A 23,895-nucleotide genomic window follows, 5' to 3' on the forward strand; every position below is an offset into this window, starting at 1 on the left:
TACTGCCTACATCACCCGGCGGCCGGAGGCGAAGAGGTGGATACCGGTGGTTTGGGCGCACGGCGGCGGGCGGGCCGCCGGTTTCGGTAGGCTCAGCGCCGTAAGGGACGGGTATCCGCAGGCCAAGGGGCAGACTTGACGAACCATCAGCAGGGCCCGGTGCCCGTCACCGTGCCGGACGCCAAGACCCCGTCCCCCGAAGTGTTCCAGCCGCTGGCGGACGACGACCCGCGGACCGTCGCGGGCTATCTGCTCAGCGCCCGGCTCGGCGCGGGCGGCATGGGCAAGGTGTACCTCTCCTACACGCCCGGCGGGCGGCCGGTGGCGATCAAGGTGATCCGTCCCGAATTCGCCGAGGACCCCGAGTTCCGCCGCCGGTTCAAGCAGGAGGTGCAGGCCGCGCAGCGGGTGCAGGGCCTCTACACCGCGCCGGTGATCGACAGTGACACCGAAGGCGCCCGGCCCTGGCTGGCCACTGCCTACGTGGCGGGGCCCTCGCTGCACGTGGCGGTCGCCGACCACGGCGCGATGCCGGTGGCGACCGTGCTGCTGCTCGTCGCCGGGATAGCCGAGGCGCTGCAGGTCATCCACCACGCGGGTATCGTGCACCGCGACCTCAAGCCGTCCAACGTGCTGCTCGCGGTCGACGGGCCGCGCGTCATCGACTTCGGCATCGCCCGGGCCGCCGACACCACCGCGCTCACCGGCACCGGCGTCTCCATCGGCACCCCGTCCTTCATGTCCCCCGAGCAGGCGGCCGGGACGAGCTGCACCCCGGCGACCGACATCTTCGCGCTCGGCCAGATCGCGGCCTTCGCCGCGATGGGCGGCGCCGCCTTCGGCGACGGGCCCTCGCACGCCGTCCTCTACCGGATCGTGCACGAGGAGCCGGACCTCTCCGAGCTGCCGGGCGAGCTGCGCGAGATCGTCACCCGCTGCCTCATCAAGGACCCGGCGCTCCGGCCGTCCACCGCCCAGATCATCGCGATGTGCGGCCAGGCGTCACAGGACCCGGCGCTGCGCCGCCCGGACGGCTGGCTGCCGACTTCGTACGCCGCCGATCTGACCCAGGCGGCCGCCCCGGCCCCGCAGCCCGCCCCGGCCCCGCAGCCCGCGTATCCGCCGGCGCCGGCGGTGGCGCCGGCGGCGCCGCCGCTCCACCCGCCGACGCAGCCGGTGCACCAGCCGCCGACCCAGCCGCCGACCCAGCCGCCGACCCAGTCCGTGCACCAGTCGCCGCAGCCGCCGCAGCCGATGCACCCGCAGCCGATGCACCAGCAGGCGCAGCCGGTCCGGCCGCCCGGGGGCGGCTATGCGTATCCGCCGGTCGGGCCCGGTGGCCGCCCGGGGTGGCAGGTGCCGCCCCAGCCGCCGCGCAAGAACCGTACGGGCCTGATCATCGCGGCGGTCGTGGTCGCCGCGCTGATCGGCGCCGGCGCGTACGCGGCCGGCCACGAGGGCGACACCACTGACGCGAGTAAGAACACCGGTGCCGACAAGGGGACGCCCTCGCAGTCCGGCGGCGGGACCGGCGGCAAGAGCAACGCGCCCGCGGCGGGTCCCAAGGCCGCCGTGTACAACGGCATCAACATCCCGTCGGGCTACAGCGTGGTCCTCTCCGAGGAGCCGCTGCGCCCGGAGAAGCGGGATGTGTACTACGAAGGGGACTTCGGTTTCTCGGCCGAACTCGCCATCGTCGCCACCGACCAGACCAGGAACACCCTGGCGCTGCTGGAGCCCGGCGAATCCGGTTCGCTGGCAGGGTGCCGCGACAACACGCGCTACGCCACGTCCATCGACACGGGGAAACTCGTCAAGGGCTCGCAGATCTGTGTGAAGACCGGGGCGGGCCATATCGGGCTCGTCACCGTACACGGCTCTTCGCCGCAGGGGTCGCCGAGCCGTTACCTCAGCGTGGATTTCACGGTGTGGCGCAACGCCGTTGCCACAGGTTGATCGTCCGCCTTCGCAATTGTCGCCAAGCCGCTTGCTACAAGGAAGTTGGCGCAGATTTCGTCGTCTGTGTGGCGGGAAGCGCAGCACTGCGCGTTTACTGATCGCGCCCCAGAAGTCGTACCGGGGCGCGCGCGGGGGCGCTGGGGGGCGCATTCGCCGAGGTGTGGAGGTGGGGGTGAGGTCTGTGGACGATGAGAGCTGTGCCGGGGCCGCGCGGACGGCGGCGAACATCCGGGCGGAGGTGCCGCCCGGTGCGGACGATCCACGGGTGACGGCATTGCGTCTGTCGGTCGCCCGGGTACGAAGGGAGCTGGCCGCTCTCCGCTCGGAGTTACCGGACCGAGCGATCGCCGAGGACGAACTGGACTCGCTGGCGGCCGCCACGGACGCAGGGCTCCTGGAGACGGAGCGGCTGCGGCACTCCCTGCTGCTGATCGCCGCCGCGCTGGGCTCGGTGAGCGCGCTGGCGTCGGCCCTGGCCGAGTTGCGCAGGGCCGTCGACCTCTTCGGATCAGGCGGCTTCGGATCAGGCGGTGGTACCGGCCCCGGCGCTCGCGAGGGCCTGTGACAGCTGCCGGGCGATCTCCTGCAGGATCGGGATGATCTTGTCCGTGGCCGCCTCGGTCACCCGGCCCGCGGGCCCGGAGATCGAGATGGCCGCGGCGGTGGGGGAGTCGGGGACGGTGACCGCCAGGCAGCGGACCCCGATCTCCTGCTCGTTGTCGTCCACCGCGTAGCCGGCCTCGCGGATCTTCTCCAGCTCGCTTATGAAATCGTCCGCGTTGGTGATCGTCTTCTCGGTCGCGGCGGGCATCCCGGTCCTGGCGAGCAGCGCCCGCACCTCGTCCGGCGGAACGTGTGCCAGCAGTGCCTTGCCGACACCGGTGGAGTGCGGCAGCACCCGCCGTCCGACCTCGGTGAACATCCGCATGGAGTGGCGGGAGGGCACTTGCGCGACATAGACGATCTCGTCCCCGTCGAGCAGGGCCATGTTCGCCGTCTCGCCGGTCGTCTCGACCAGCTCGGCGAGGAAGGGGCGGGCCCAGGTGCCGAGCAGCTTGGCGGAGCTCTCGCCGAGCCGGATCAGCCGCGGGCCGAGCGCGTAGCGGCGGTTCGGCTGCTGCCGTACGTAGCCGCAGTCGACCAGGGTGCGCATCAGCCGGTGGATGGTGGGCAGCGGAAGCCCGCTGCTGGCGGAGAGCTCGCTCAGGCCGACCTCGCCGCCCGCGTCGGCCATCCGCTCAAGCAGGTCGAAGGCGCGTTCGAGCGACTGAACGCCTCCTGCGCGGTCTGACGACACGTGCGATCTCCTCTGAGCGGTAGATGATTGAGGGGAAGCCTACCGGCCGACCCTCGCTAATTGATCTACTGCGGTGCCGCTCCTGTAGTTAGCTACGGAGGCTGTGGCGAAATGTGAATTCCGCTTTGTGGAATCTTACATGCCCTTGACGGTTCACCGCCCTGTCCTGCACATTCGTTCAACAGAACGTTGAAAATTCGCTTCCTCGAAGCACTCGATGGAAGCAGTGGAAGCAGTGGAAAGGGGTGGGCACGTGGTGGAACTGGTCCTGCGCTCGACTCGGGTCGTCACGCCCGAGGGGGAGCGCCCGGCCGCGGTCGCGGTCAGCGGCGGAACGATCGCCGCCGTCTGGGCGTACGACGCCGACATCCCGGCGGGGACCCGGCTCGTCGACCTCGGCGACGACGCGCTGCTCCCGGGCCTGGTCGACACCCATGTGCATATCAACGACCCCGGTCGCACCGAGTGGGAGGGCTTCGCCTCCGCCACCCGCGCCGCGGCCGCCGGCGGCATCACGACGCTGGTCGACATGCCGCTCAACAGCATCCCGCCGACCACCACCGTCGAGAACCTCGACGTGAAGCGGGACACCGCGCGCGGCAAGGTGCACACCGACGTCGGCTTCTGGGGCGGCGCCGTCCCCGGAAACGTCAAGGACCTCCAGCCGCTGCACGACGCCGGCGTCTTCGGGTTCAAGTGCTTCCTGCTGCACTCCGGTGTCGACGAGTTCCCGCAGCTCTCCCCTGAGGAGCTGGAGGACGCCCTCACCGAGATCTCCCGCTTCGACGGGCTGCTCATCGTCCATGCCGAGGACCCGCAGCTGATCGACGGCGCCCCGCAGCGCAGCGGCCCGCACTACGCCGACTTCCTCGCCTCCCGGCCGCGTGCCGCCGAGGACGCCGCCATCGAGGGGCTCATCACCCTCGCCAAGCGGCTGAACGCGCGGGTGCACGTCCTGCATCTCTCGTCGAGTGACGCACTGCCGCTCATCGCCGCCGCCAAGCGCGAGGGCGTCAAGCTCACCGTCGAGACCTGCCCGCACTTCCTCACCCTCACCGCCGAGGAAGTCCCCGACGGTGCCACCGAGTTCAAGTGCTGCCCGCCGATCCGCGAGGCCGCCAACCAGGACGCCCTCTGGGAGGGCCTGGCCGACGGCACGATCGACTGCATCGTCTCCGACCACTCGCCGTCCACGATCGAGCTCAAGGTCAAGGACACCGGCGACTTCGCCGCCGCCTGGGGCGGCATCTCCTCCCTCCAGCTCGGCCTCCCCGCCATCTGGACCGAGGCCCGCCGCCGCGGCCACAGCGTGGCCGACGTCGCCCGCTGGATGTCCCAGGCCCCGGCGGCCCTCGTCGGACTGTCCGCCAAGGGCGCCATCGCCGTCGGCTACGACGCCGACTTCGCGGTGCTCGCCCCCGACGAGACCTTCATCGTCGACCCGGCCGAACTCCATCACCGCAACCGCATCACCGCCTACGCGGGCAAGACCCTGCACGGCGTCGTACGCAGCACCTGGCTGCGCGGCGAACTCATCGCCGAGAACGGCGCCACCACCGAGCCCTCCGGCCGCCTCATCACCCGGGAGAACGCGTGACCTCCTCTACTTCCTTCGCTTTCACTGGTGATGCGCGGCCGTTCGGTGGGGGTGATCCGTATGCGGATTACCGGTGTGGGGTGTTGCCGTTCGTGGGTCTGGTGGATCTGGCGGATCGTCGGTTGGGTGCGGGGGTGATCGCGGCGAATGATGAGTTCTTCGCGGAGCGGGAGAATCTGCTGATCCCGGAGCCGGCGCATTTCGATCCGGAGCATTTCGGGCACAAGGGCAAGATCATGGACGGGTGGGAGACCCGTCGTCGTCGGGGTGCGGGGACCGATACCCCGCACCCGGTCGACGCGGATCATGACTGGGCGTTGATCCGGTTGGGGGCGCCGGGGGTGATCCGGGGGATCGTGGTGGATACCGCGCATTTCCGTGGCAACTACCCGCAGTCGGTGTCGGTTGAGGCTACGTCGCATGCGTTGTCGGCGTCGCCGGAGGATCTGCTGGCCGAGGGTGTGGAGTGGACGACGCTCGTGCCGCGCACCCCGGTGGGTGGTCATGCGGCGAATGGGTTTGTGGTCGAGGTGGACCGGCGGTTCACGCATCTGCGGCTGAATCAGCATCCGGACGGCGGGGTGGCCCGGTTGCGGGTCTATGGCGAGGTGGCGCCGGATCCGGGGTGGCTGGCGGAGCTGGGGACCTTCGACCTGGTGGCGTTGGAGAACGGCGGGAGGGTGGAGGATGCTTCGGACCGGTTCTACTCCTCGCCGGTCAATACGATTTTGCCGGGGCGGTCGCGGAAGATGGATGATGGCTGGGAGACCCGCCGGCGCCGGGACAAGGGCAATGACTGGGTGCGTTACCGGCTGGTGGCGCAGGGTGTGATCCGTGCGGTGGAGATCGACACCGGGTATTTGAAGGGCAACTCGGCGGGTTGGGCGGCGTTGTTCGTGCAGAACGAGGGATCCGAGGAGTGGACGCAGCTTCTGCCGCGGACCAGGTTGCAGCCCGATACGGTGCATCGTTTCCTGGTCAATCCGGTCCCGGCCACGCAGGTGCGGATCGACATCTTCCCCGATGGCGGTATCTCCCGCCTGCGCCTGCACGGCTCCCTGACCGCTGCCGGTGCCCAGCACCTCACCGAACGCACCGAAGAAATCAGCTGAGCCAACCGCCAGGGGGCGGTGGGGCTCAGAAAAACACTCCGCATCTGTTCTGACCTCAGCCGGATGCACCGGGCCGGATGCGGACCGGGGTGGGTGGTCGTACCTCCGCTCAGCGGAGGTACGACCAGCCCGGACGGATCAGAGTTCCCCGGTGATGATGCCTTCCCGGAACGCCGCCCACTCCAAGGCGTCGAACCGCAGGGGCTCCCGGCCGGGGTTCTTCGAGTCGCGCACGGCGACAGCGCCGTTGGGGAGATCCGCGATCTCCACGCAGTTGTTCTCGCCTGCGCTGGCGGACGCCTTGCGCCAGGCAGCTGCGGAGAGGTCGAAGGCGTACAACTCCGCTTTGCGTACGTCGTTCACTTACGGCTTCTCTCTTCCATGCGGGCGATCAGGGCCAACGAGTCGTCCGTCGGCAGAGCAGCAGCGACGATACGTTCGAAGGCGTCGGCGAAGGTCTGCACTTCGTCGATGCCCTCAACGTAGGACGCTCCGATCAGATTCTCCAACAGGACTACGTCGGGCATTGGCCCGGGGAAGCCGACAAGGCTGAACCCGCCTGCCCCGCCGGGATGCGGTGTGGCATCCAGCGGCATGATCTGAAGCGTGACGTTCGGCATCTCCGAAACGTCGAGCAGCCGACGCAACTGCTCCCGCATCGTGTTCGGGCGTACCGCGAACCCCTGGTGCAGAACTGCCTCGTGGATGACCGCCCAGATTTTGAGCGGGCCTGCCGGGCGAGTGAGGACAGCTTGTCGCGCTTGCCTCACCTCGGCGAGAGCCGCAACCTCCTCCGGGGCTCGGGTAGTGGCGTTCGCCGCGATGATCTCGCGAGCGTAGGCCGCCGTCTGCAGCAACCCGGGGATCACCAGCGGAGCGAATTCGCGAACGCTGCCGGCGTCGGACTCCAGCGAGATGTAGTCCGCGTAGGCGGGAGCGACTACGCCGCTGTAGGTCTGCCACCAACCCTGTTTGCGGGCGTCCTTCGCCAGTCCCTCCAGCGCTGTTGCCACCTCGGGGTCCTTGACGCCGTAGACCTTGAGGAGGTTCACGACCTCGCCGGGCCGGATGTGGCCGTTGGCGGTCTCGATGCGCGAGAGCTTCGGACCGATCCATCCCACGGCCTCGGCTGCGGAGTCGAGGGTGAGGCCAGCGGCGTTGCGGTACCGACGCAGGGCTTCACCGAGCCGTCGACGGCGAACGGTAGGTACGGGGCGCACGTTTGGCATGCACGAAGTCTTCCATCGACACATCGTGCAAGTCGATGGGAATAGAAATTCTAATTCGTTGATTACGGTGACAAACTTGCAGACGTGATGCGCGAGCCGTCATGCTTGACATCAAGAAAACGTAGTCCGACGCGAGTTGGCGACTGGATGCGCCCCGCTCCGCTTGCTGGAGGTGTCATGCGGAACATGGCTGACGTGTGTGAATCACCCACCCCCGGGTTCTACCTGCGCAGCAGACCCCACGGGTTCGTCGCCCACATCACCGCCTCCGGCGACAACCTGCACGCGCTGCGGGAGTTGACCGGCAAGACGCTCGCGTCGGCGGGCGTGGACGCCGGGACTGCCCAGAGCGCGCAGCTCGTTGTGTCCGATCTGACTACTACTCAAAGTATGTTCTTCTCATGGCGATTGAGGAGAGCCGGAAGCCCCGGCAGGCTGGCGCGTTGGTGCGGATATCTGACGACCCGTTCGAGACGGAGCGGGGTGTCACTCGACAGAAGGAGGACATAGCGGAGCTTGCGGCCCGGGCGGGATGGCAGGTCTCCAAGATCTACGAGGAGAACGACACCAGTGCCTACAAGCGCCGTCGGATCACGCTGCCGGACGGCCGCAGCGTGTGGCGGGTGATCCGGCCGGAGTTCCGGCAGATGCTCAAGGACTATGAGGACGGGGTGATCGACGGGCTGATCGTTTATGACCTGGACCGGCTCGCCCGGCAGCCGCGTGACCTGGAAGACCTGATCGATCTGGTGGACCACTGCAAGCGGCCGGTCATCGGAGTGACAGGATCGCTCGACCTGATGACCGAGAACGGCAAGGCCATGGCCCGGGTACTGATGGCGATGGCGAACAAGTCCAGCGCCGATACCGCGCGCCGGGTGGCTCGGGAGCGGCTGCAACGGGCACAGGACGGGCGGTCCAAGGCCAGCAGGCGGGCATTTGGGTGGAAGGAGGACCGGGTCACGGTCGAACCGGCGGAAGCAGCGGCGTTGAAGTGGGCGATCCTGCGGTTCACGGCCGGGGATTCGTGGTCGGGGATCGTCAAGAAGCTCCAGGACGGCGATGTGCTCCCACCCGGGGGAACGAAGTGGTACCTCGGCTCGCTGAAGAACATGATGCTCTCACCCAAAGTCGCGGGTATCGCCACCTACAACGGCGTACTACGCCAACTTGCGGCGCCCGCCCAGGCCGACCAGGAGGGCGGGGAGGAGGGCCGGACGGCGGCCCCGTCACCGAAGGACCGTGCGGTGCGTGACGCGCGGGGACAGTACGTGAAGGGGCCCGCACAGCCGGTCGTCACGGTCGAGCAGTGGGAGGCGCTGATCGATGAGTACGAGCGCCGCCGGGAGGGACGGGACTTCACCGCGCACAACACGCGCCGGTATCTGCTCTCGGGGCTGCTGCGGTGCGGCAGGCCGCGCGAAGACGGCACGCTGTGCAACAAAACCTTGGTCGGCATCACCACGCACCGGGACGGCCGGGAGATGGTCGTCTACAAGTGTCCCGGACGGGTGAACGGCGGGTGCGGCGGAACCCAGCGGCTCATGGCCAAGGTGGACGAGCTCATCGAAGACCTGTTGTTCCTGCACCTTCAGACCAACCGCCCGGACGACGATGCCGACCAAGCCCCGGAGCCCGAGAGCAACGATCCCGCCGCCGCCGAGCTGGAGGACGTCCGCAACCGGCTGGATCTCATGCGCACCGGCATGCGGGACGGCACCGTCACCACCGAAACGTTCTTCGCCGTCGTCCCCGGCCTGGAGACGCGGGAGAAGAAGCTCACCGCCGACCTCGCCAGGAGCCGCCGCAGCCAGGCCGCCCGCAGTCGGCAGCTGCGCACCGTGGAGGAGGTGCGCGCCGAGTGGGACGCGCCGACCACCACGACAGCGGGCCACCGGGCGTTGCTGGGCCAGTACCTGTCCGCAGTCATCGTGCATCCCGCCCGGCATATGGGACGCGGGGGGTTCGACCACGCCAGTATCGAGCCCGTGTGGAAGCCGACGCCGTAACCCGGCCCGTTACGATCCCGGGCAGCGTAGAGCCCCGATGGCCAGCTTCATGGTCATCGGGGCTCTACCATTGCGGTGTTACTGCCCGGGTGCTTCGGGCGCGCGCAGGATGGCGCGGGTACGGCGCCACTGCTCCCGGGTGATCTTCGGGGCTCGCGCCACGTGCAGGGCGAGCCACTGTTCCCGGGTCATCGGCGAGGCGGACCGGCACCGGCGGTTATCTGCGGTCGCCAGGAGCCCACCTCCCCGGTACACGGGCCAACAGGGCGCGACGTGCAACCGGGGCGGGGAAGAAGGTGTTCATAGCGGGTGCCTCCACATCAGGATCAGGGGAATCTCGGGCGTTCACGCGCTGTTCCTCGAAGTGGATGTGACGCAGCCTCAGATGTTGGGGACTACCCGGGCCGAGATGCTGCCCGTACTAGCATTTTCCCAGGTCAGGCCCTGTATTGCCACTGACTTACGCCATGTTTGACCCCGCCCGCACCCATCGATCAGCGCCCCCGTGGAGCATCCCGGCAAGCCCCCGCAGAGCCACGAGCCGCCGTCAGGCCGACCCGCTCCCGGGACCACTCACCGGGACGCCTCCGGACCCGACGCGACAGCCGAGGCCGGGCCCGAAGCCGGATCGGTCCAAAGCTTCTTTACTTACTCAAGGGCGCGCCTGCGGCGCGCCGGGCGGCCCTGCCGCCTCTCCGGGCTGCGGCCTGGCGGCCGGTCCCGTCGGGCGCCAGCCGCCCGCTTCCGCGCGGCCTACAGCAGTCATCGGCGGCCAACCCGCCGTCATGGCTGGGGTGTTGTGGCTGGGGGTCGACGGCCTCCGAGGCTTTAGGCAGCCACCATGGGGCGAGCCTCTAAGAGCAGGGGGCCACTCGGTCACATTGCGGGCAGGGGTGAAGCCTGCCCGAGTCGCGGGTCAGCGTACGGCCCCCTGCTCTCTCCCCCCATGGCAGCTCCCGCCCAAAGCCTCTCCGGCCGGCGACGTGCCCACGCACCGCACCCGGGCACCGCGGGCCGAACGCTGCGCGGCCCATCAACTCGCCTGCCCCCACCGGTCCGCCGCCGAGCGCACCAGCGCCGCCATCTGGTGTGCCGCACCCGCCGACAGCACCACCCGCACCCGCCCCGCCCCGTCCGGCCCCGTCTCCGCGCGCAGCATCAGGCCGGAGACATCCACCCCGGCCGCCGCCAGCGCTTCCGCCAACGCCTCACCGGCGTTCACCGCCTCCCGCCAGCCCGCGACGTAGTCCACCCCGCGCACCCACGCCATCGCGTCAGCGTCGAACTCCTCCTCGTATCCCGCGTCCCCAGGGTCATACATCGATTTTCAGTCCCTTCCCCGCACACTGGCTCAACTCTGACCTTGCCGGAGCGCATCGAAAGAGAACACGACGACGACCCCGGTACCATCGGCACCAGGGTCCTGATCATCGGATTCCTAGCCGGACCACCCCAGTTGCTTCGAGGCGCGGGGGTGGTCCGGTCTTGCATCGGCAGTTGTTGAGCACACGGCCCAGCCCTGGACGCAACAGGGGGTAGTCCAGGAGCCGGACCGTTCTCCTCCCCGGCACGGTCGACGCACTCACGCGGCAGCGGATCAAGGGGAAGCCGCCACGTGTCATTCGCGCCAGGGAGCTCAAGAGCGGAAGCCGCCGGACCCTTCCCGGAACGACGGCCCCCGCCCGACCTATGGGGGCGGTGAGCGCCCCTCCCGCTCTTCAGTCGCTACACGCTCAGCGAACTCGTGCAGCAACCTGCTCAGGCGCTCCTGAGTGAGGGCATCGGACTTCCCGGCCGAGATCCGGTTCCGCTCCCCATCCAGCAAGCGGAACAACCGGCGATCCGTCACATGACGCCACCACCACTCCTCCACCCCGAAGGCGGCCGACGCCACCCACTCGCGCACGCCCCCGCCCCTCACCGGGGCCCCTCCACCAGCGAGGCCCGGAAGAAGCTCGTGATCACGCCACGGAATCCCGTGTGCCCAGTCAGCCCGGCATGCCGCAGACACCACACCTCCGGACCCTCCTGCTCATCCGCCGCCGCCGACGCCTCACCGCACGAAGTGCACTCCGCCGCATAGATCGGCCCGCTACCCGTCGTATCCGTGGCCAGCGACCAATCCGCATACCGAAACACCGTCCGATTCGCCATCACCGCAACCCGCGCCCGCCACGTTCGACCGCGAGCCCATCCGCCGCATTGATCCGCAGCGACGGACCAGCCTTGAAGACCAGCACCACGACCAGCCCACCCGAGGCAAACCGGTCGGAACGAACCGCCTTCACCTCTCGCCATTGGCCGCGCACGCTGACCAGATCCCCGCTCCGTACCCGCAGCGCCGCAACCCGGGCCATCACGACCACCGTTCCTCAACGCTGTTCGCGTCATCGACCCGTGTATGCATCTGGCCGTCTGCCTCGACAGGCTTGACGTTCTCCGGACAGGCATCCCATTCGGTTCCGCCGCCGACTGGCCGCAGTTGGATGTATGGGCCCACGCGGCCCATGACGTGCCCCGTGCGCCGCTTGGCCGTATCCACCGCCAGCGCGCCGACTTCAGGAATCCCGTCATCGCTCATGCCGGGATCATCACCCTGGTCATCAGGACGTTGGAACCTCGCCCAAAACCCACTTCGGGACGTCCCACCCGGGGTAGAACGTCCCTAGTGCCGTCCCAGCAGGTGGGGAGAGACTCAGATGCCGAACGAGAGACTACGTGCCGTCATGGCGGCCGGAGGCTGGACATACGCCGCCCTTGCGGCGAAGGCCGAAGTGGACCCCAAGTCCGTTGAACGATGGGTCAATCTCGGCCGAACGCCCCGCCGCGTCACGGCCATGCTGGCAGCGGAAACACTGGGAGAAGACGTGCACGCTCTGTGGCCAGCGCTCAGGCAGGCTCGCGCCGCCCGTGCGGTCAGTCCCGAACTGGTGGCACTTTATGATCAGCGCGCGGACATTCCCGCGTCCACTTTCGTCGACATGCTGTTGCAAGCGCACGAGCAGATCGATGTGTTGGTGTATGCCGCTATCTTTCTGCACGAGGCGTATCCCCGCCTCAATGATCTATTGCGGGAGCGCGCCGCCGAAGGTTGCGCGGTCCGCATCGCCATTGGTGACCCAGACGATCCCAACGTCCGGCAACGCGGTCAGGAAGAGCGGTTCGGCCACGGCATCGAATCGCGCTGCCGACTCGCCCTCATGCACTACATGCCGCTTGTCGGCGTGCCCGGCATCGAGGTTCGGACGCATGGAACCACGCTCTACAACTCCCTGTACCGCGCCGATGACCAGGTGTTGGTCAATGCGCACGTCTGGGGGGTGAACGCGTACGGCGCACCTGTCTGGCATCTCCGCCGGAACGGCGATGGTGGAATGTTCGATACCTACGCTGAGAGCTTCGATGCGGTGTGGGCGACCGCGACGCAGGTACAGGAGGCGTGACCGTGACCCGGACCGAATACTACGACGATCCGAATGCGCCCAAGCCAAACAGCTTGGTCGTTGCAGCATCCGCCGTCGTCACCGACGAGGAGGGGCGCATCCTGCTCCAGCATCGGACAGACAACGATCTCTGGGCATTGCCGGGCGGCGGTATGGATATGACGGACTCGCTTCCAGGCACTGCCATTCGCGAGGTCAAGGAAGAGACCGGCCTGGACGTAGAGATCACGGGCCTTGTCGGCACATACACCGATCCGCGACACGTCATCGCCTACTCGGATGGCGAGGTGCGACGGCAGTTCAACGTCTGCTTTACCGCCCGCGTCGTCGGTGGTCGACTCGCGATCTCCGACGAGTCGACGGAGCTCCGATTCGTCGCACCGGCTGAGATTGCCGAGCTTCCCATGCACCACACTCAGCAGCTCCGAATCCGCCACTTCATGGAGCATCGCGCACAGCCGTACCTCGGCTGACGGGCCCAGCCAACACGGAGAGGCCCCGCACGCTGACCGGCCCGCATTTTCGATCACTGCTCTGACCAGGCATCCCCGCGTCGCGCCAGGACGTACTTTCGCAAGTAGCTTGCGAGCTGGTCGGGAACTCGGTGCGGGCGTGTGGGGAGTCTGTGCCGCTCGTGGTGGAGGTGTCCGTCGGGCCGACGGTTGTGGTGGTGGGGGTGCATGACCCGGATCCGGCCCGGCTGCCGCGTCGCCGCGCTGTGGCGATGGATGACGCCGAAGCCGAATCGGGGCGCGGGCTGGCGTTGGTGGATCTGCTGACGTCGGGGTGGCGGGTGGCCCGCTCGCCGATCGGGAAGCAGATCCGCTGCCGGTTGGCGCTCTCGCCCACCTGAGGGGCGGCGTGAGCGCCAACCGGCAGCGGCCGCCGGTGCCGCCGGCGGGTCAGGCCGCGCGGCGGGCGCGGCGGCGGTGGGTGGAGAGGATGTCGGCGTAGCGGCGGCCGCTGCCCTTGATGGTGCGCTTCTGCGTCGGGTAGTCGACGTGGATCAGGCCGAAGCGCTTGTCGTAGCCGTAGGCCCACTCGAAGTTGTCGAGCAGCGACCAGGCGAAGTAGCCCGCCAGGGGAGCCCCGCGGCGCACCGCGCGGGCGCAGGCGGCGAGGTGCTCCTCCAGGTAGGCCTGCCGCTCCGGGTCGTCGACCTGGCCGTCGGGGCCGACGGTGTCGGGGTAGGCGGAGCCGTTCTCGGTCACGAAGATCCGCTGGGCCCCGTACTCCTCGGAGACCCGGATGAGCAGCTGTTCCAGGCCGTCGCCGTACACCTCCCAGTCCATGGCGGTGCGCCGGACGCCCGGCAGGTAGACCTGCTTGGCGCGCGGCGGCAGACCGGTGGGGTCGTCGGCGATGACGTTGCGGAAGTAGTAGTTGATGCCGAGCCAGTCGAGCGGGGCCGCGATGGTTTCGAGGTCGCCCGTGTGGATGGGGAGGTCGACGCCGTACAGGTCGACCATGTCCTGGGGGTAGCCGCGGCCGTGGATCGGGTCGAGCCACCAGCGGTTGGTGTGGCCGTCGGCGCGGATCGCGGCGGCCTGGTCGGCCGCGCGGTCGGTGGCGGGCTCGCAGGGGCTGAGGTTGTTGACGATGCCGATGCGGGCGTCCGGGTTGGCGGCGCGGATCGCCTGGACGGCGAGACCGTGCCCGAGGTGCAGGTGGTACGAGGAACGGACCGCGGCCGTCAGGTCGGTGAGGCCGGGGGCCATCTTGCCTTCGAGGTGGCCGATCCAGGACGAGCAGAGCGGCTCGTTGAGCGTCGCCCAGTCGTTCACGCGGTCGCCGAGGGCTTCGGCGACCACGGACGCGTACTCGCCGAACCGTTCGGCGGTCTCACGCTCCGGCCAGCCGCCCCGGTCCTGCTGGGCCTGCGGAAGGTCCCAGTGGTAGAGGGTCGGGAAGGGGGTGATGCCCGCTTCGAGGAGGGAGTCGGTGAGGCGGTCGTAGAAGGCGAGTCCCGCCGCGTTGACCTGCCCGCCGCCCTGCGGCATGACACGGGGCCAGGCGATGGAGAACCGGTAGGCGTCCAGGCCGAGTTCGCCCATGAGGGAGATGTCCTCGGGAACGCGGTGGTAGTGGTCACAGGCCACGTCGCCGGTGTCGCCGTCCGCCACCTTGCCCGGGGTGTGGGAGAAGGTGTCCCAGATCGAGGGGGCCCGGCCGTCCTCGTCCACCGCTCCTTCGATCTGGTAGGCGGCGGTGGCCGCACCCCAGATGAAGTCGGCGGGGAGAGCGCTGAGGTCGTTCACAAGCAGCCTTTCGGTGGTGGTCACTTGACGGCGCCGGCGGTGAGCCCGACGACCAGATAGCGCTGGAGCAGCAGGAATCCGGCGACCACGGGCACGCTCACCACGAGTGAGGCGGCCATGACCTGATTCCAGTACACGTCGGTCTGGGTGGCGTATCCCTGCAGGCCGACGGCGAGGGTGCGGGTGGTGTCGTTCGTCATGACGGACGCGAAGAGCACCTCGCCCCAGGCCGTCATGAAGGCGTACACCGACACCGCGACGATGCCGGGGACCGCAGCCGGGACGACGACGCGGAACAGCGCGCCGAGCGGGCCGCAGCCGTCCACCAGCGCGGCCTCGTCGAGATCGCGCGGGATGGAGTCGAAGTAGCCGACGAGCATCCAGATGGAGAAGGGGAGCGAGAACGTCAGATAGGTGAGGATGAGACCGCCGCGGCTGCCGTACAGGGCGATCCCCGTCGAGTTCCCGATGTTGACGAAGATCAGGAAGAGCGGGAGCAGGAAGAGGATGCCGGGGAACATCTGGGTGGACAGCACCGTCACCGTGAAGAACTTGCGGCCCTTGAAGCGGTAGCGGCTGACGGCGTAGGCGGCGAAGACCGCCACGGTGACGGAGGCCACGGTCGCGCTGACCGAGACGATCAGCGAGTTCACGAAGTACCGGGCGAGCGGGACCGTGTGCCAGATGTCGATGTACGGGCGGAGCGTGAAGCCGCTCGGGATCCACTGGAAGGAGCCCTGCACGTCCCTCAGCGGCTTCAGCGAGGAGCTGAGCATCACGTACACCGGGGTGAGCGTGAAGACCGTGAGCACGGTGAGGAAGATCCGCCGGGTCCAGGTGAACGACTTGGGCTGGGCCATCGGGGAAGCGGGAGCGGGAGGCCTACGCATCGGCGGCATCCCTCCTGCGGGAGGTGATGAGCAGATAGACCGCCGTGACGACCAGCAGGAACAGCAGCAGGAGTACGGACATCGCCGAGCCGGCGCCGAAGTTCCAGGTGACGAACGACGATTGGTAGATGTGGATGGAGATCAGGTCGGCGGCCTCCGGCGCCGTTCGGCCGAACAGCACATAGGGCGTGTTGAAGTCGTTGAACGTCCACAGGAAGAGCACCAGCACCAGCACCTGGTTGACCGGGCGCAGCGACGGCAGGGTGATCCGGCGGATCTGCTGCCAGACGCCCGCGCCGTCCATCGCCGCCGCCTCGTACAGCTCACGCGGGATGTTCTGCAGTCCTGCCATCAGGCACAGGAAGGCGAACGGCCACGAGCGCCATACGGAGACGGTGACGAGGGCGGTGAAGCTGTTGTCGCCGATCAGCCAGAACGACCGCTCGGAGGTGAGGTGCAGCTGGTCGTGGATCACGTGGTTGATCAGGCCCGTGTCGCGCTGGAACATGAACGACCAGGTGATGACGGCCGCGTAGACCGGCAGCGCGTACGGCACGAGGAAGATCGCCCGGAGCAGTCCCCGGCCGCGGAAGGCGTCCTGCATGAGGATCGCCGCCGCGGTGCCGATGAGCCAGGACAGGCCCACGGCGAGGACGGTGAAGCACAGTGTGACCCAGAACGAATGCAGCAGTGCCTCGCCGACGGGTGCGTCGAAGTTCACCGCCACGCGGTAGTTGTCCAGGCCGGACCAGGGCGCGGTGCCCCAGTCGCGGATGTAGAACTGGGTCAGCTGCTTGAAGCTCATGACGATGCCGACGATCATCGGGATGAGGTGGATCAGCAGTTCGAGCAGGAGCGCGGGGAGCAGGAGCAGGTAGGGGAGGCCGATCCGGCGCAGACGCGCGATCACGCTGCGGGCATCTGCTGCTGGGCCTTGGTGAGGGCGGCCTTCACGTTCTCGGTGGTCACGTCCTTGCCGGACGCGGCCTGGGCGAACAGCTCCTTCATCGCGGTGCCGACCAGCGTCTCGAACTGGCTCTCATTGGGGACCTGCGGCAGCGGCGCGGCGCTCTTGGCGAGGACGTCGGCGAGCGTCTTGAGGTCGGGGGTGGCGAACGCCGGGTCGCTCTGCGCTTCCTTGACGGGCGGCAGCGAGCCGTAAGTGGCGTTGAGGATCTTCTGCTCGGCGGGGCTGGTCATGAAGTTGACGAACTTCAGCGAGCCGTCGAGGTTCTTGGAGTTCTTGAAGACCGCGAGGTTGATGCCCGCGACCATGGAGTTGACGGCGGTCGCGCCGGTGGCGGCCGCGGTCTGGAACGGCACGGGAGCGACGCCGTAGTCTTCGGGCTTCATGCCGTGGGACTTCAGCGAGGAGGCGGCGGCCTGCCACATCAGCATCCCGGCCTTGCCGGTAGCGAAGTCGGTGAGGGACTGGTTGGCGGAGTACTCGGCGTTGCCGGGTGCCGCGATCTTGTCCTTGCCGATGAAGTCGATGTACTGCTTGACGGCGGCGACGTTCTCCGGGGTGTCGAACGTGGCCTTGCCCGAGGCGTCGAAGAAGTCCGAGCCGTGCTGCTTGCCGAGAACGAAGGCGTGGTGGATGTTCTCCGAGCCGTTGCCACCCTCGACGGCGAGGCCGAACTTGCCGCCCTTGGTGAGCTTCTTGCCGTCGGCGACCAGCTCGTCCCAGGTGGTCGGCGGGGCCGCTATGCCCGCGTCGGCGAACATCTTCTTGTTGTAGTAGAGCCCGTAGGCCAGGGAGTACAGCGGGACGGCGGCCGGGTCCTTGCCCTGGGCGCCCGCGGCGGCGAGCGCGGCGGAGACGAAGCGGTCCTTGCCGCCGATCTTCGCGAACGTGGCGGCGTCGAACGGGAGCAGTGCCCCGGTGGCCTGGAGCGATGCGGACCAGGTGTTGCCGATGTTCAGTACGTCCGGCCCCTGGCCCGAAGTGGCCGCGGCCAGGATTCTGTTGAGCAGGTCGGACCAGGGGACCACCTCGAGCTTGACCTTGATCCCGGTCTGCTGCTCGAACTTCTTCAGCTCGGGCTCCAGGACCTGCTTGTCGTTCTCCAGGCTGGTGCCCTGGTTGCTGGCCCAGTACGTCAGCGTCTTGGGGCTGGTGTTGCCCCCGCTGTCGCTGCTGCTGGTGCCGCCGCCGCAGGCGGAGGCGGTGAGTGCCATCGCTGCGGCGATGGCGGTGGCCGCGACTGCCCGGTGGTAGGTACGCATGACGGTCCCCTCTCAGGGGTGGGATCGCTACGGGAACGGGTCTGGATCAGGTCGGGATCAGGTCGGGATCAGGTCGGGAACGGGTCGGAAACGCGTCTGGAACGGGTCTGGATCGGGTCTGGATCGGTTCAAGAAGTGAACGTGTGCGGTGTCTTAATTCAGGGCGTGATTTAACTTGTGAGAAAAGGTGGCGTCAAGACTTCGCGCACCGATAGATTTCAGCCGGGGAGCCAGGGGAGGAGGACCGGATGGCAGATCGAGGCAAGCGAACCGTGCGTGACCTGCGGCGCGGCAACCGGTCGGCGCTGCTGCGCCACCTGTATTTCGAAGGACCACTCAGCCGCCAGGAGTTGGGACGGGACAGCGGGCTCAGCGCCGGATCGATCAGCAACGTGGTCGGCGATCTGATCGCCGACGGACTGGTCGAGGAGGCCGGCTCCGTCGACTCCGACGGCGGGCGGCCGCGGATCCTGCTGAAGGTCGCCGCCGGTTACGGCTGTGTCGTCGGGGTGGACGTCGGCGAAACCCGGGTCCGGGTCGAGCTCTTCGACCTCGCCCTCACCGAACTCGCCGCCGCCGACCTCCCGCTGTCCGACAGCGGACACGACGTCGGCCATGTCGTGCGGCTGATTCTCGACGGTCTGTCGGCCGTCGTCCGCGACGCGGGCATCTCCGAGAGCGATGTGCTCGGAGTGGGCGTCGGCGTGCCCGGCATCGTCGAGCAGGGCGGCGGCGCCAACAGCACGGGCGCCAACGCCACCGGCGGCGACCCCGGCGGCGGCGAGGGCATCATCGTGCACGGCCAGACCACCGGCTGGGACGCCGTCCCGTTCGGCCGCCTGCTGCGGACCGGCACCGATCTCCCGCTGTACATCGACAACGGCGCGAAGACGCTCGGCCAGGCCGAGATGTGGTTCGGCGCCGGACGCGGCGCGGGCAGCGCCGTCATCGCCCTGATCGGTTCCGGCGTCGGCGCCTGCGTGGTCGCCGACGGCAAGCCGTACCGGGGAGCGACCAGCAGCGCGGGGGAGTGGGGCCACACCACGCTCCAGGTCGGCGGACGGCTCTGCCGCTGCGGCGCCCGCGGCTGCCTGGAGGCGTACGTCGGCGCCGAGGCACTGCTGCAACGCTGGGGAAAGGCTCCGGAGGGACAGAGCGAGGAGGCGGGTCTGACCGCCCTGCTGGCCGCCGCCGACCACGACCCGGCCGCCGCCGCGCTGCTGGCGGAGACCGCCGAGTACCTGGGTGCGGGCATCGCGGACCTGGTGAATCTGTTCAACCCCGAGCGCATCGTGATCGGCGGCTGGGCCGGACTCATGATCGGCCCCCGGCTGCTGCCCGCCGTCCGCGAGGCGGCCGTGGCCTACGCGCTGCGCCATCCCATCGCCCAGACCTCCATCGAGATGGGACGCCTGGGACCCGACGCGGTCACTGTCGGCGCGGCCACCCTGCCGCTCGCCAGGCTGCTCGATTCCGGGGGCGCGCCCTGGAACCGGAACGCAATCGTCCGGGAGGCCCGGCTGGAGGTACGTTGACGAAAGGGAGCGCGTCATTCCGCTCCCCCTTCGTCGCGCCCCGCCTCGTCAAGGAGTCCCGCTGTGACCCTGCAGCAGCAGATCGTCGGCAATGCCATGCAGATGGCCGTGTGCACCCTTCAGCCAGGTCAGACGGTGTACTGCGAGGCCGGGAAGTTCCTGTTCAAGACGTCCAACGTCTCCATGGAGACCCGGCTGTCCGGGCCGGGCGGCGCTCCGCCGGGCGGCGGCGCGGCCGGCGGCATGGGCGGCATGCTGCGCCAGGCCATGGGCACCGCCATGCAGGCCGGCCAGCGGGCGCTGGCGGGCGAGAGCCTTGCCTTCCAGTACTTCTCCGCCTCCGGCGGCGAGGGCACCGTCGGCTTCGCCGGGGTGCTGCCCGGCGAGATGCGGGCCCTGGAGCTGGACGGCGTGCGCGCCTGGTTCGCCGAGAAGGACGCCTTCGTGGCCGCCGAGTCGACCGTCGAGTTCGGCATCGCGTTCCAGGGCGGCCGCACCGGCCGCAGCGGCGGCGAGGGCTTCATCCTGGAGAAGTTCACCGGGCACGGCACGGTGATCATCGCGGGCGCGGGGAACTTCATCGACCTCAACCCGGCGGACTTCGGCGGCCGGATCGAGGTCGACACCGGCTGCATCGTGGCCTTCGAGGAAGGCATTCTGTACGGGGTCCAGCGGATCGGTGGGCTCAACCGCCAGGGCCTGATGAACGCGGTCTTCGGTGGCGAGGGACTGTCGCTGGCCACCTTGGAGGGCGACGGCCGGGTCATCCTGCAGTCGATGACGCTCGAGGGTCTGGCCAACGCGCTGAGGAAGGCCCAGGGCGGCGACAAGCAGGGTCCGACGGGCGGGCTGTTCTCCACCGGCGTCGGCTGACCGGGTTGCCCGCCAGGGCTGGTTCCGGCCCCCGCGCTTTCGCGTGTCACAGACCGGATAAGCCGTCCTCACCGAGGGCTTCGATGTCAGAGGCAACCGATAGCGTTCCAGGAGATGCTGAGTGAGGTGGGTCCCCGCCCGCTGACCCCGCCCATCGCACGCCAGTTCACAGCACCCAGGCACGCCAGTTCACAGCACCCGGGAAGGACGGCGATCCGCCGTGTACCGCTGGGAGATCACCCGGGCCGCGTTGGCCCAGCGGGTTTTCGCCATCGTCCGCAGCGAGAGCTACGACCAGGCCGCCGCGGTGTCCGACATGCTGCTCTCCGCAGGGCTGACCACGCTGGAGGTCTCACTCACCACGCCCTTCGCCCTCGAAGCGGTGACCACCCTCGTACGCGAGGTCGGCGAGGACGCGATCATCGGCGCCGGCACCGTACTGGATGCGACCTCCGCCCGGATGGCCATCGACGCCGGAGCCCGCTTCCTCGTCTCGCCGAGTCTGGACGAAGGGGTCATACGGACAGGTCACCGCTACGGCATCCCCGTCTTCCCGGGCGTGGCGACCCCCACCGAGATGGTCCGCGCCATGGAACTCGGAGCGGACGCGCTCATGCTCTTCCCCGCCTCCGCCTACGATCCCGGCTGGCTCAAGGACGTGCGCGCCGCCCTGCCGCAAGCCGCACTGCTGCCCAGCGGCGGAGTCACCGTCGACAGCGCATCTGACTGGATCGCCGCGGGCGCCGTCGCCGTCGGCATGGACTCGGCACTCACCGAAGGCGACCGCGACACCGTCGCCAAACGCCTCACCGAACTGCTCGCACGCCTGGCGGACGCCCGCTGACGATGCCCCGGGCAACCACTCCTCCGTGAGAGGGAGGCGCCGTCCGCCGGAGGGCGGTTACTGTGCGGAGCAGGGCAAACCGGCCTCGGCAGGAGGAGCGTATGGGCATCTCTGGGATCGTCGATCTGACCGCCTACGGCGACGAGTTCACCGCCGACCCGTATCCGATCTACGCCAAGCTGCGTGAACAGGGCCCGGTCCACCGGGTGCTCACCGTCGACAACGGCGAGCTGTGGCTCGTCGTCGGCCATGAGGCGGTGCGCTCGGCGCTCGCCGACCCCCGGTTCAGCAAGAGCTGGCGGACGGTGGACCCGGACGGAGAATTGGGAGCCGTCAGCGCCAACATGCTGGAGGTGGACGCGCCACAGCACACCCGGCTGCGCAAACTGGTGGCCAAGGAGTTCACCGCCCGCCGCGTCGAGGCACTGCGTCCCCGTATCCAGCAGATCACCGATGAACTCCTCGACGCGATGCTGCCGCTGGGCCGCGCCGACCTCGTGGACGCCCTCGCCTTCCCGCTGCCGATGACCGTCATCTGCGAACTGCTCGGCGTCCCGTCGCTGGACCGCGAGGCCTTCCGTCACTGGTCCAACGTGATCGTCGGGCAGTCCGGCGCGGAGGCGGAGGCCGCCGCCGTACAGGCCATGGGCGCGTATCTGGTGGAACTCATCGAGGACAAACGGCGCAGCGCCCCCGCCGACGACCTGATGAGCGCCCTGATCCGCACCACGGACGAGGACGGCGACCAGTTGTCGGCCGATGAACTCGTCGGCATGGCCTTCCTGCTCCTCGTCGCCGGCCATGAGACCACCGTCAATCTGATCTCCAACGGTGTGCTGGCCCTGCTCCGCCATCCGGACCAGCTCGCCGCGCTGCGCGCCGACCCCGCGCTCCTCGACGGCGCCATCGAGGAGATGCTGCGGTACGACGGGCCCGTCGAGACCTCCACCTGGCGGTTCGCCATCGAGCCGGTCGAGATCGGCGGCACCGTCATCCCGCGCGGCGCGCCGGTCCTGGTCGCCCTGGCCTCCGCAGGGCGCGACCCGGACCGCTTCGAGGAGCCCGACCGCTTCGACATCCGCCGTTCCGCGCAGGGGCATGTCGCCTTCGGCCACGGCATCCACTACTGCCTCGGTGCTCCGCTGGCCCGCATCGAAGGCAGGACCGCGGTCCGTACCCTCCTGGAGCGCTGCCCGGACCTGGCACTCGACACGGACCCGGCCACCCTGTCCTGGCGCCCGGGCATGCTGATCCGCGGCGTCCACCGGCTGCCGGTGCGCTACTGAGGCCTGCCCTGGACCTGCCCTAGAATCGGTCCCGATCAAGGCTTCAGCAGCGTCGCTGACGCGCGTCTGAGTCATATCGGGAGGCCTGAAGTGTCCGTTGTCGCCGTGCCGGGTTCGAAGTCGGTCACCGCCAGAGCGCTGTTCCTGGCGGCCGCGGCCGAGGGCACGACCACACTCCGGCGGCCGTTGCTCTCCGACGACACGGACGGCTTCGCCGAGGGGCTGACACGTCTCGGCTACGACGTGGAGCGCGGCCCCGAAGTGTGGCGGATCCAGGGCCGCCCGGCCGGCCCCTCCGTCGACCGGGCCGATGTGTACTGCCGTGACGCGGCCACCGCCGCCCGCTTTCTCCCGGCGCTCACCGCCGCAGGACACGGCACCTTCCGTTTCGACGCCTCCGCCCAGATGCGCCGCCGGCCGGTCGCCCCGCTCACCGACGCCCTGCGCACCCTGGGCGTCGAGCTGCGGCACGAGGAGGCCGAGGGCCACCTCCCGCTCACCGTCACCGCGCGCGGCATCAAGGGCGGCGATCTCGAACTCGACGCGAGCCTGTCGTCGCAGTTCCTCACCGCCATGCTCCTCGTCGCCCCGCTCACCGCCGAGGGGCTGCGGATCCGCGTCACCGGCCTCGTCTCCGCCCCGTACGTCGAGATCACCCTCGCGATGATGCGGAGCTTCGGCGTCGAGGTGCGGAAGGAGGGCGACACGCTCATCGTCCCGCCCGGCGGCTACCGCGCCACCGACTACGACATCGAGCCCGATGCCTCGACCGCCAGTTACTTCTTCGCTGCCGCTGCCCTCACCGGCACGAGCGCGACCGTCCCCGGACTGGGCGCGGACGCGCTCCAGGGCGATCTGCGCTTCGTCGAGATCCTGCGGGAGATGGGCGCCGAGGTCGGGACCGGCGCCGACGCCACCACGGTCACCGGCACCGGCCGGCTGTCCGGAGTGACCGTCAACATGCGCGACATCTCCGACACCATGCCGACGCTCGCCGCCATCGCGCCCTTCGCCGACGGCCCCGTGCGGATCGAGGACGTCTACAACACCCGGGTCAAGGAGTGCGACCGCCTCGACGCCTGCGCCGAGAACCTCCGCCGCCAGGGGATCCGGGTCGACACCGGCCGCGACTGGATCGAGATCCACCCCGGCACGCCCGCGCCCACCGAGATCGCCTGCCGCGGCGACCACCGGATCGCCATGAGCTTCGCCGTCGCCGGACTGCGCACCCCCGGCGTCACCTTCGACGATCCGGGTTGCGTGAAGAAGACCTTCCCCGGGTTCCATGAGGCGTTCGCGGCGCAGCGCCGCGTATGGGGCGTGTGACCTGCTCC

General features: G+C 69.1%; 23 protein-coding genes and 1 pseudogene. 13 read left to right on the forward strand and 11 right to left on the reverse strand.

Going from position 1 to position 23,895, the window contains the following annotated elements:
• The first annotated feature begins 171 nt into the window (after positions 1-171).
• Together QMK24_RS04315 and QMK24_RS04320 are read left to right on the forward strand one after the other, a co-directional pair.
• On the forward strand, positions 172-1,956 hold the full coding sequence (locus QMK24_RS04315; RefSeq protein WP_283463871.1) for a serine/threonine-protein kinase: 1,785 nt from the start codon (positions 172-174) through the stop codon (positions 1,954-1,956).
• A gap of 241 nt (positions 1,957-2,197) precedes the next feature.
• A complete protein-coding gene (locus QMK24_RS04320) occupies positions 2,198-2,524 on the forward strand; it encodes a DUF5955 family protein (RefSeq protein ID WP_502989140.1) in 327 nt (108 codons plus the stop codon).
• Here the strand turns inward: QMK24_RS04320 and QMK24_RS04325 are convergent.
• Positions 2,483-3,256: an IclR family transcriptional regulator gene (locus tag QMK24_RS04325; RefSeq protein WP_283463742.1), complete on the reverse strand. Its 774-nt coding sequence runs from the start codon at positions 3,254-3,256 to the stop codon at positions 2,483-2,485. The two genes, QMK24_RS04320 and QMK24_RS04325, sit on opposite strands and share 42 nt — an antisense overlap.
• A gap of 217 nt (positions 3,257-3,473) precedes the next feature.
• Here QMK24_RS04325 and allB point away from each other — a divergent pair, with 217 nt between their 5' ends.
• Together allB and alc are read left to right on the forward strand one after the other, a co-directional pair.
• The gene (gene allB / locus QMK24_RS04330) at positions 3,474-4,853 is read left to right on the forward strand and encodes an allantoinase AllB (RefSeq protein ID WP_283463743.1); all 1,380 of its coding nucleotides are present in this window, start codon (positions 3,474-3,476) and stop codon (positions 4,851-4,853) included.
• Positions 4,850-5,965 (forward strand): allantoicase, encoded by a 1,116-nt coding sequence (alc, locus tag QMK24_RS04335; RefSeq protein WP_283463744.1) that lies wholly within the window; start codon positions 4,850-4,852, stop codon positions 5,963-5,965. The genes allB and alc overlap by 4 nt, the downstream gene beginning before the upstream one ends.
• A gap of 138 nt (positions 5,966-6,103) precedes the next feature.
• On the opposite strand, the gene QMK24_RS04340 is transcribed toward alc, so the two are convergent.
• Together QMK24_RS04340 and QMK24_RS04345 are read right to left on the reverse strand one after the other, a co-directional pair.
• The gene (locus QMK24_RS04340) at positions 6,104-6,328 is read right to left on the reverse strand and encodes a DUF397 domain-containing protein (protein ID WP_283463745.1); all 225 of its coding nucleotides are present in this window, start codon (positions 6,326-6,328) and stop codon (positions 6,104-6,106) included.
• Entirely contained in the window at positions 6,325-7,194 is an 870-nt protein-coding gene (locus tag QMK24_RS04345; RefSeq protein ID WP_283463747.1) for a helix-turn-helix domain-containing protein, read from the reverse strand. Before QMK24_RS04345 ends, QMK24_RS04340 begins: the two co-directional genes overlap by 4 nt.
• A gap of 401 nt (positions 7,195-7,595) precedes the next feature.
• On the opposite strand from QMK24_RS04345, the gene QMK24_RS04350 reads away from it, so the two are divergent.
• A complete protein-coding gene (locus QMK24_RS04350; RefSeq protein WP_283463749.1) occupies positions 7,596-9,203 on the forward strand; it encodes a recombinase family protein in 1,608 nt (535 codons plus the stop codon).
• Between the two features lie 1,033 nt (positions 9,204-10,236).
• On the opposite strand, the gene QMK24_RS04355 is transcribed toward QMK24_RS04350, so the two are convergent.
• The 4 genes from QMK24_RS04355 to QMK24_RS04365 all read right to left on the reverse strand — a co-directional run bounded on the left by QMK24_RS04355 (position 10,237) and on the right by QMK24_RS04365 (position 11,784).
• Positions 10,237-10,524, reverse strand: a complete 288-nt coding sequence (locus QMK24_RS04355; RefSeq protein WP_283463751.1) for a hypothetical protein — start codon at positions 10,522-10,524, stop codon at positions 10,237-10,239.
• A 596-nt stretch (positions 10,525-11,120) separates the two neighbouring features.
• Positions 11,121-11,357, reverse strand: coding sequence for a DUF7848 domain-containing protein (locus QMK24_RS41665; protein WP_502962552.1), 237 nt, complete (start codon positions 11,355-11,357; stop codon positions 11,121-11,123).
• The gene (locus QMK24_RS04360) at positions 11,357-11,569 is read right to left on the reverse strand and encodes a hypothetical protein (protein ID WP_283463752.1); all 213 of its coding nucleotides are present in this window, start codon (positions 11,567-11,569) and stop codon (positions 11,357-11,359) included. The genes QMK24_RS41665 and QMK24_RS04360 overlap by 1 nt, the downstream gene beginning before the upstream one ends.
• Entirely contained in the window at positions 11,560-11,784 is a 225-nt protein-coding gene (locus QMK24_RS04365; RefSeq protein ID WP_283463753.1) for a hypothetical protein, read from the reverse strand. Before QMK24_RS04365 ends, QMK24_RS04360 begins: the two co-directional genes overlap by 10 nt.
• 118 nt (positions 11,785-11,902) lie before the next feature.
• Here QMK24_RS04365 and QMK24_RS04370 point away from each other — a divergent pair, with 118 nt between their 5' ends.
• The 3 genes from QMK24_RS04370 to QMK24_RS04380 all read left to right on the forward strand — a co-directional run bounded on the left by QMK24_RS04370 (position 11,903) and on the right by QMK24_RS04380 (position 13,499).
• Positions 11,903-12,646 carry a helix-turn-helix domain-containing protein gene (locus QMK24_RS04370; RefSeq protein WP_283463754.1) on the forward strand — a complete coding sequence of 248 codons (744 nt, stop codon included), beginning with the start codon at positions 11,903-11,905 and terminating at the stop codon, positions 12,644-12,646.
• Positions 12,647-12,648: 2 nt separating this feature from the next.
• Positions 12,649-13,119, forward strand: a complete 471-nt coding sequence (locus QMK24_RS04375) for an NUDIX domain-containing protein (protein WP_283463755.1) — start codon at positions 12,649-12,651, stop codon at positions 13,117-13,119.
• Between the two features lie 152 nt (positions 13,120-13,271).
• The gene (locus tag QMK24_RS04380; RefSeq protein ID WP_283463756.1) at positions 13,272-13,499 is read left to right on the forward strand and encodes an ATP-binding protein; all 228 of its coding nucleotides are present in this window, start codon (positions 13,272-13,274) and stop codon (positions 13,497-13,499) included.
• 49 nt (positions 13,500-13,548) lie between these two features.
• On the opposite strand, the gene QMK24_RS04385 is transcribed toward QMK24_RS04380, so the two are convergent.
• The 4 genes and pseudogenes from QMK24_RS04385 to QMK24_RS04400 all read right to left on the reverse strand — a co-directional run bounded on the left by QMK24_RS04385 (position 13,549) and on the right by QMK24_RS04400 (position 18,023).
• On the reverse strand, positions 13,549-14,904 hold the full coding sequence (locus QMK24_RS04385) for a GH1 family beta-glucosidase (RefSeq protein ID WP_283463873.1): 1,356 nt from the start codon (positions 14,902-14,904) through the stop codon (positions 13,549-13,551).
• A gap of 20 nt (positions 14,905-14,924) precedes the next feature.
• The gene (locus tag QMK24_RS04390) at positions 14,925-15,794 is read right to left on the reverse strand and encodes a carbohydrate ABC transporter permease (protein ID WP_283463757.1); all 870 of its coding nucleotides are present in this window, start codon (positions 15,792-15,794) and stop codon (positions 14,925-14,927) included.
• Positions 15,787-16,695 (reverse strand): annotated as a pseudogene (locus QMK24_RS04395) (carbohydrate ABC transporter permease); the annotation flags it as partial. The pseudogene QMK24_RS04395 and the gene QMK24_RS04390, both read right to left, overlap by 8 nt.
• A gap of 5 nt (positions 16,696-16,700) precedes the next feature.
• On the reverse strand, positions 16,701-18,023 hold the full coding sequence (locus tag QMK24_RS04400) for an ABC transporter substrate-binding protein (protein ID WP_283463760.1): 1,323 nt from the start codon (positions 18,021-18,023) through the stop codon (positions 16,701-16,703).
• A gap of 248 nt (positions 18,024-18,271) precedes the next feature.
• On the opposite strand from QMK24_RS04400, the gene QMK24_RS04405 reads away from it, so the two are divergent.
• The 5 genes from QMK24_RS04405 to aroA all read left to right on the forward strand — a co-directional run bounded on the left by QMK24_RS04405 (position 18,272) and on the right by aroA (position 23,887).
• The gene (locus QMK24_RS04405; protein WP_283463762.1) at positions 18,272-19,558 is read left to right on the forward strand and encodes an ROK family transcriptional regulator; all 1,287 of its coding nucleotides are present in this window, start codon (positions 18,272-18,274) and stop codon (positions 19,556-19,558) included.
• A gap of 63 nt (positions 19,559-19,621) precedes the next feature.
• Complete coding sequence (locus tag QMK24_RS04410; protein WP_283463764.1) at positions 19,622-20,431, forward strand: AIM24 family protein; 810 nt, start codon at positions 19,622-19,624, stop codon at positions 20,429-20,431.
• A 220-nt stretch (positions 20,432-20,651) separates the two neighbouring features.
• On the forward strand, positions 20,652-21,275 hold the full coding sequence (locus QMK24_RS04415) for a bifunctional 4-hydroxy-2-oxoglutarate aldolase/2-dehydro-3-deoxy-phosphogluconate aldolase (RefSeq protein ID WP_283463765.1): 624 nt from the start codon (positions 20,652-20,654) through the stop codon (positions 21,273-21,275).
• 101 nt (positions 21,276-21,376) lie between these two features.
• Positions 21,377-22,561 (forward strand): cytochrome P450 family protein, encoded by a 1,185-nt coding sequence (locus QMK24_RS04420; RefSeq protein ID WP_283463766.1) that lies wholly within the window; start codon positions 21,377-21,379, stop codon positions 22,559-22,561.
• 90 nt (positions 22,562-22,651) lie between these two features.
• A complete protein-coding gene (gene aroA / locus QMK24_RS04425) occupies positions 22,652-23,887 on the forward strand; it encodes a 3-phosphoshikimate 1-carboxyvinyltransferase (RefSeq protein WP_283463767.1) in 1,236 nt (411 codons plus the stop codon).
• Positions 23,888-23,895: the final 8 nt, after the last annotated feature.

Origin of the sequence: Streptomyces sp. PH10-H1, from assembly GCF_030063355.1 — a bacterium.
Taxonomy (GTDB): Bacteria; Actinomycetota; Actinomycetes; order Streptomycetales; family Streptomycetaceae; genus Actinacidiphila.

What these genes read in the sequence shown, in the direction of transcription:
- allB (WP_283463743.1), top strand. Translation starts at nt 3,474, where the DNA reads ATGGAAGCAGTGGAAGCAGTGGAAAGGGGTGGGCACGTGGTGGAACTG.
- QMK24_RS04345 (WP_283463747.1), bottom strand. Translation starts at nt 7,194, where the DNA reads ATGCCAAACGTGCGCCCCGTACCTACCGTTCGCCGTCGACGGCTCGGT.
- QMK24_RS04350 (WP_283463749.1), top strand. Translation starts at nt 7,596, where the DNA reads ATGGCGATTGAGGAGAGCCGGAAGCCCCGGCAGGCTGGCGCGTTGGTG.
- QMK24_RS04355 (WP_283463751.1), bottom strand. Translation starts at nt 10,524, where the DNA reads ATGTATGACCCTGGGGACGCGGGATACGAGGAGGAGTTCGACGCTGAC.
- QMK24_RS41665 (WP_502962552.1), bottom strand. Translation starts at nt 11,357, where the DNA reads ATGGCGAATCGGACGGTGTTTCGGTATGCGGATTGGTCGCTGGCCACG.
- QMK24_RS04365 (WP_283463753.1), bottom strand. Translation starts at nt 11,784, where the DNA reads ATGAGCGATGACGGGATTCCTGAAGTCGGCGCGCTGGCGGTGGATACG.
- QMK24_RS04370 (WP_283463754.1), top strand. Translation starts at nt 11,903, where the DNA reads ATGCCGAACGAGAGACTACGTGCCGTCATGGCGGCCGGAGGCTGGACA.
- QMK24_RS04390 (WP_283463757.1), bottom strand. Translation starts at nt 15,794, where the DNA reads ATGCGTAGGCCTCCCGCTCCCGCTTCCCCGATGGCCCAGCCCAAGTCG.
- QMK24_RS04400 (WP_283463760.1), bottom strand. Translation starts at nt 18,023, where the DNA reads ATGCGTACCTACCACCGGGCAGTCGCGGCCACCGCCATCGCCGCAGCG.
- QMK24_RS04405 (WP_283463762.1), top strand. Translation starts at nt 18,272, where the DNA reads ATGGCAGATCGAGGCAAGCGAACCGTGCGTGACCTGCGGCGCGGCAAC.
- QMK24_RS04420 (WP_283463766.1), top strand. Translation starts at nt 21,377, where the DNA reads ATGGGCATCTCTGGGATCGTCGATCTGACCGCCTACGGCGACGAGTTC.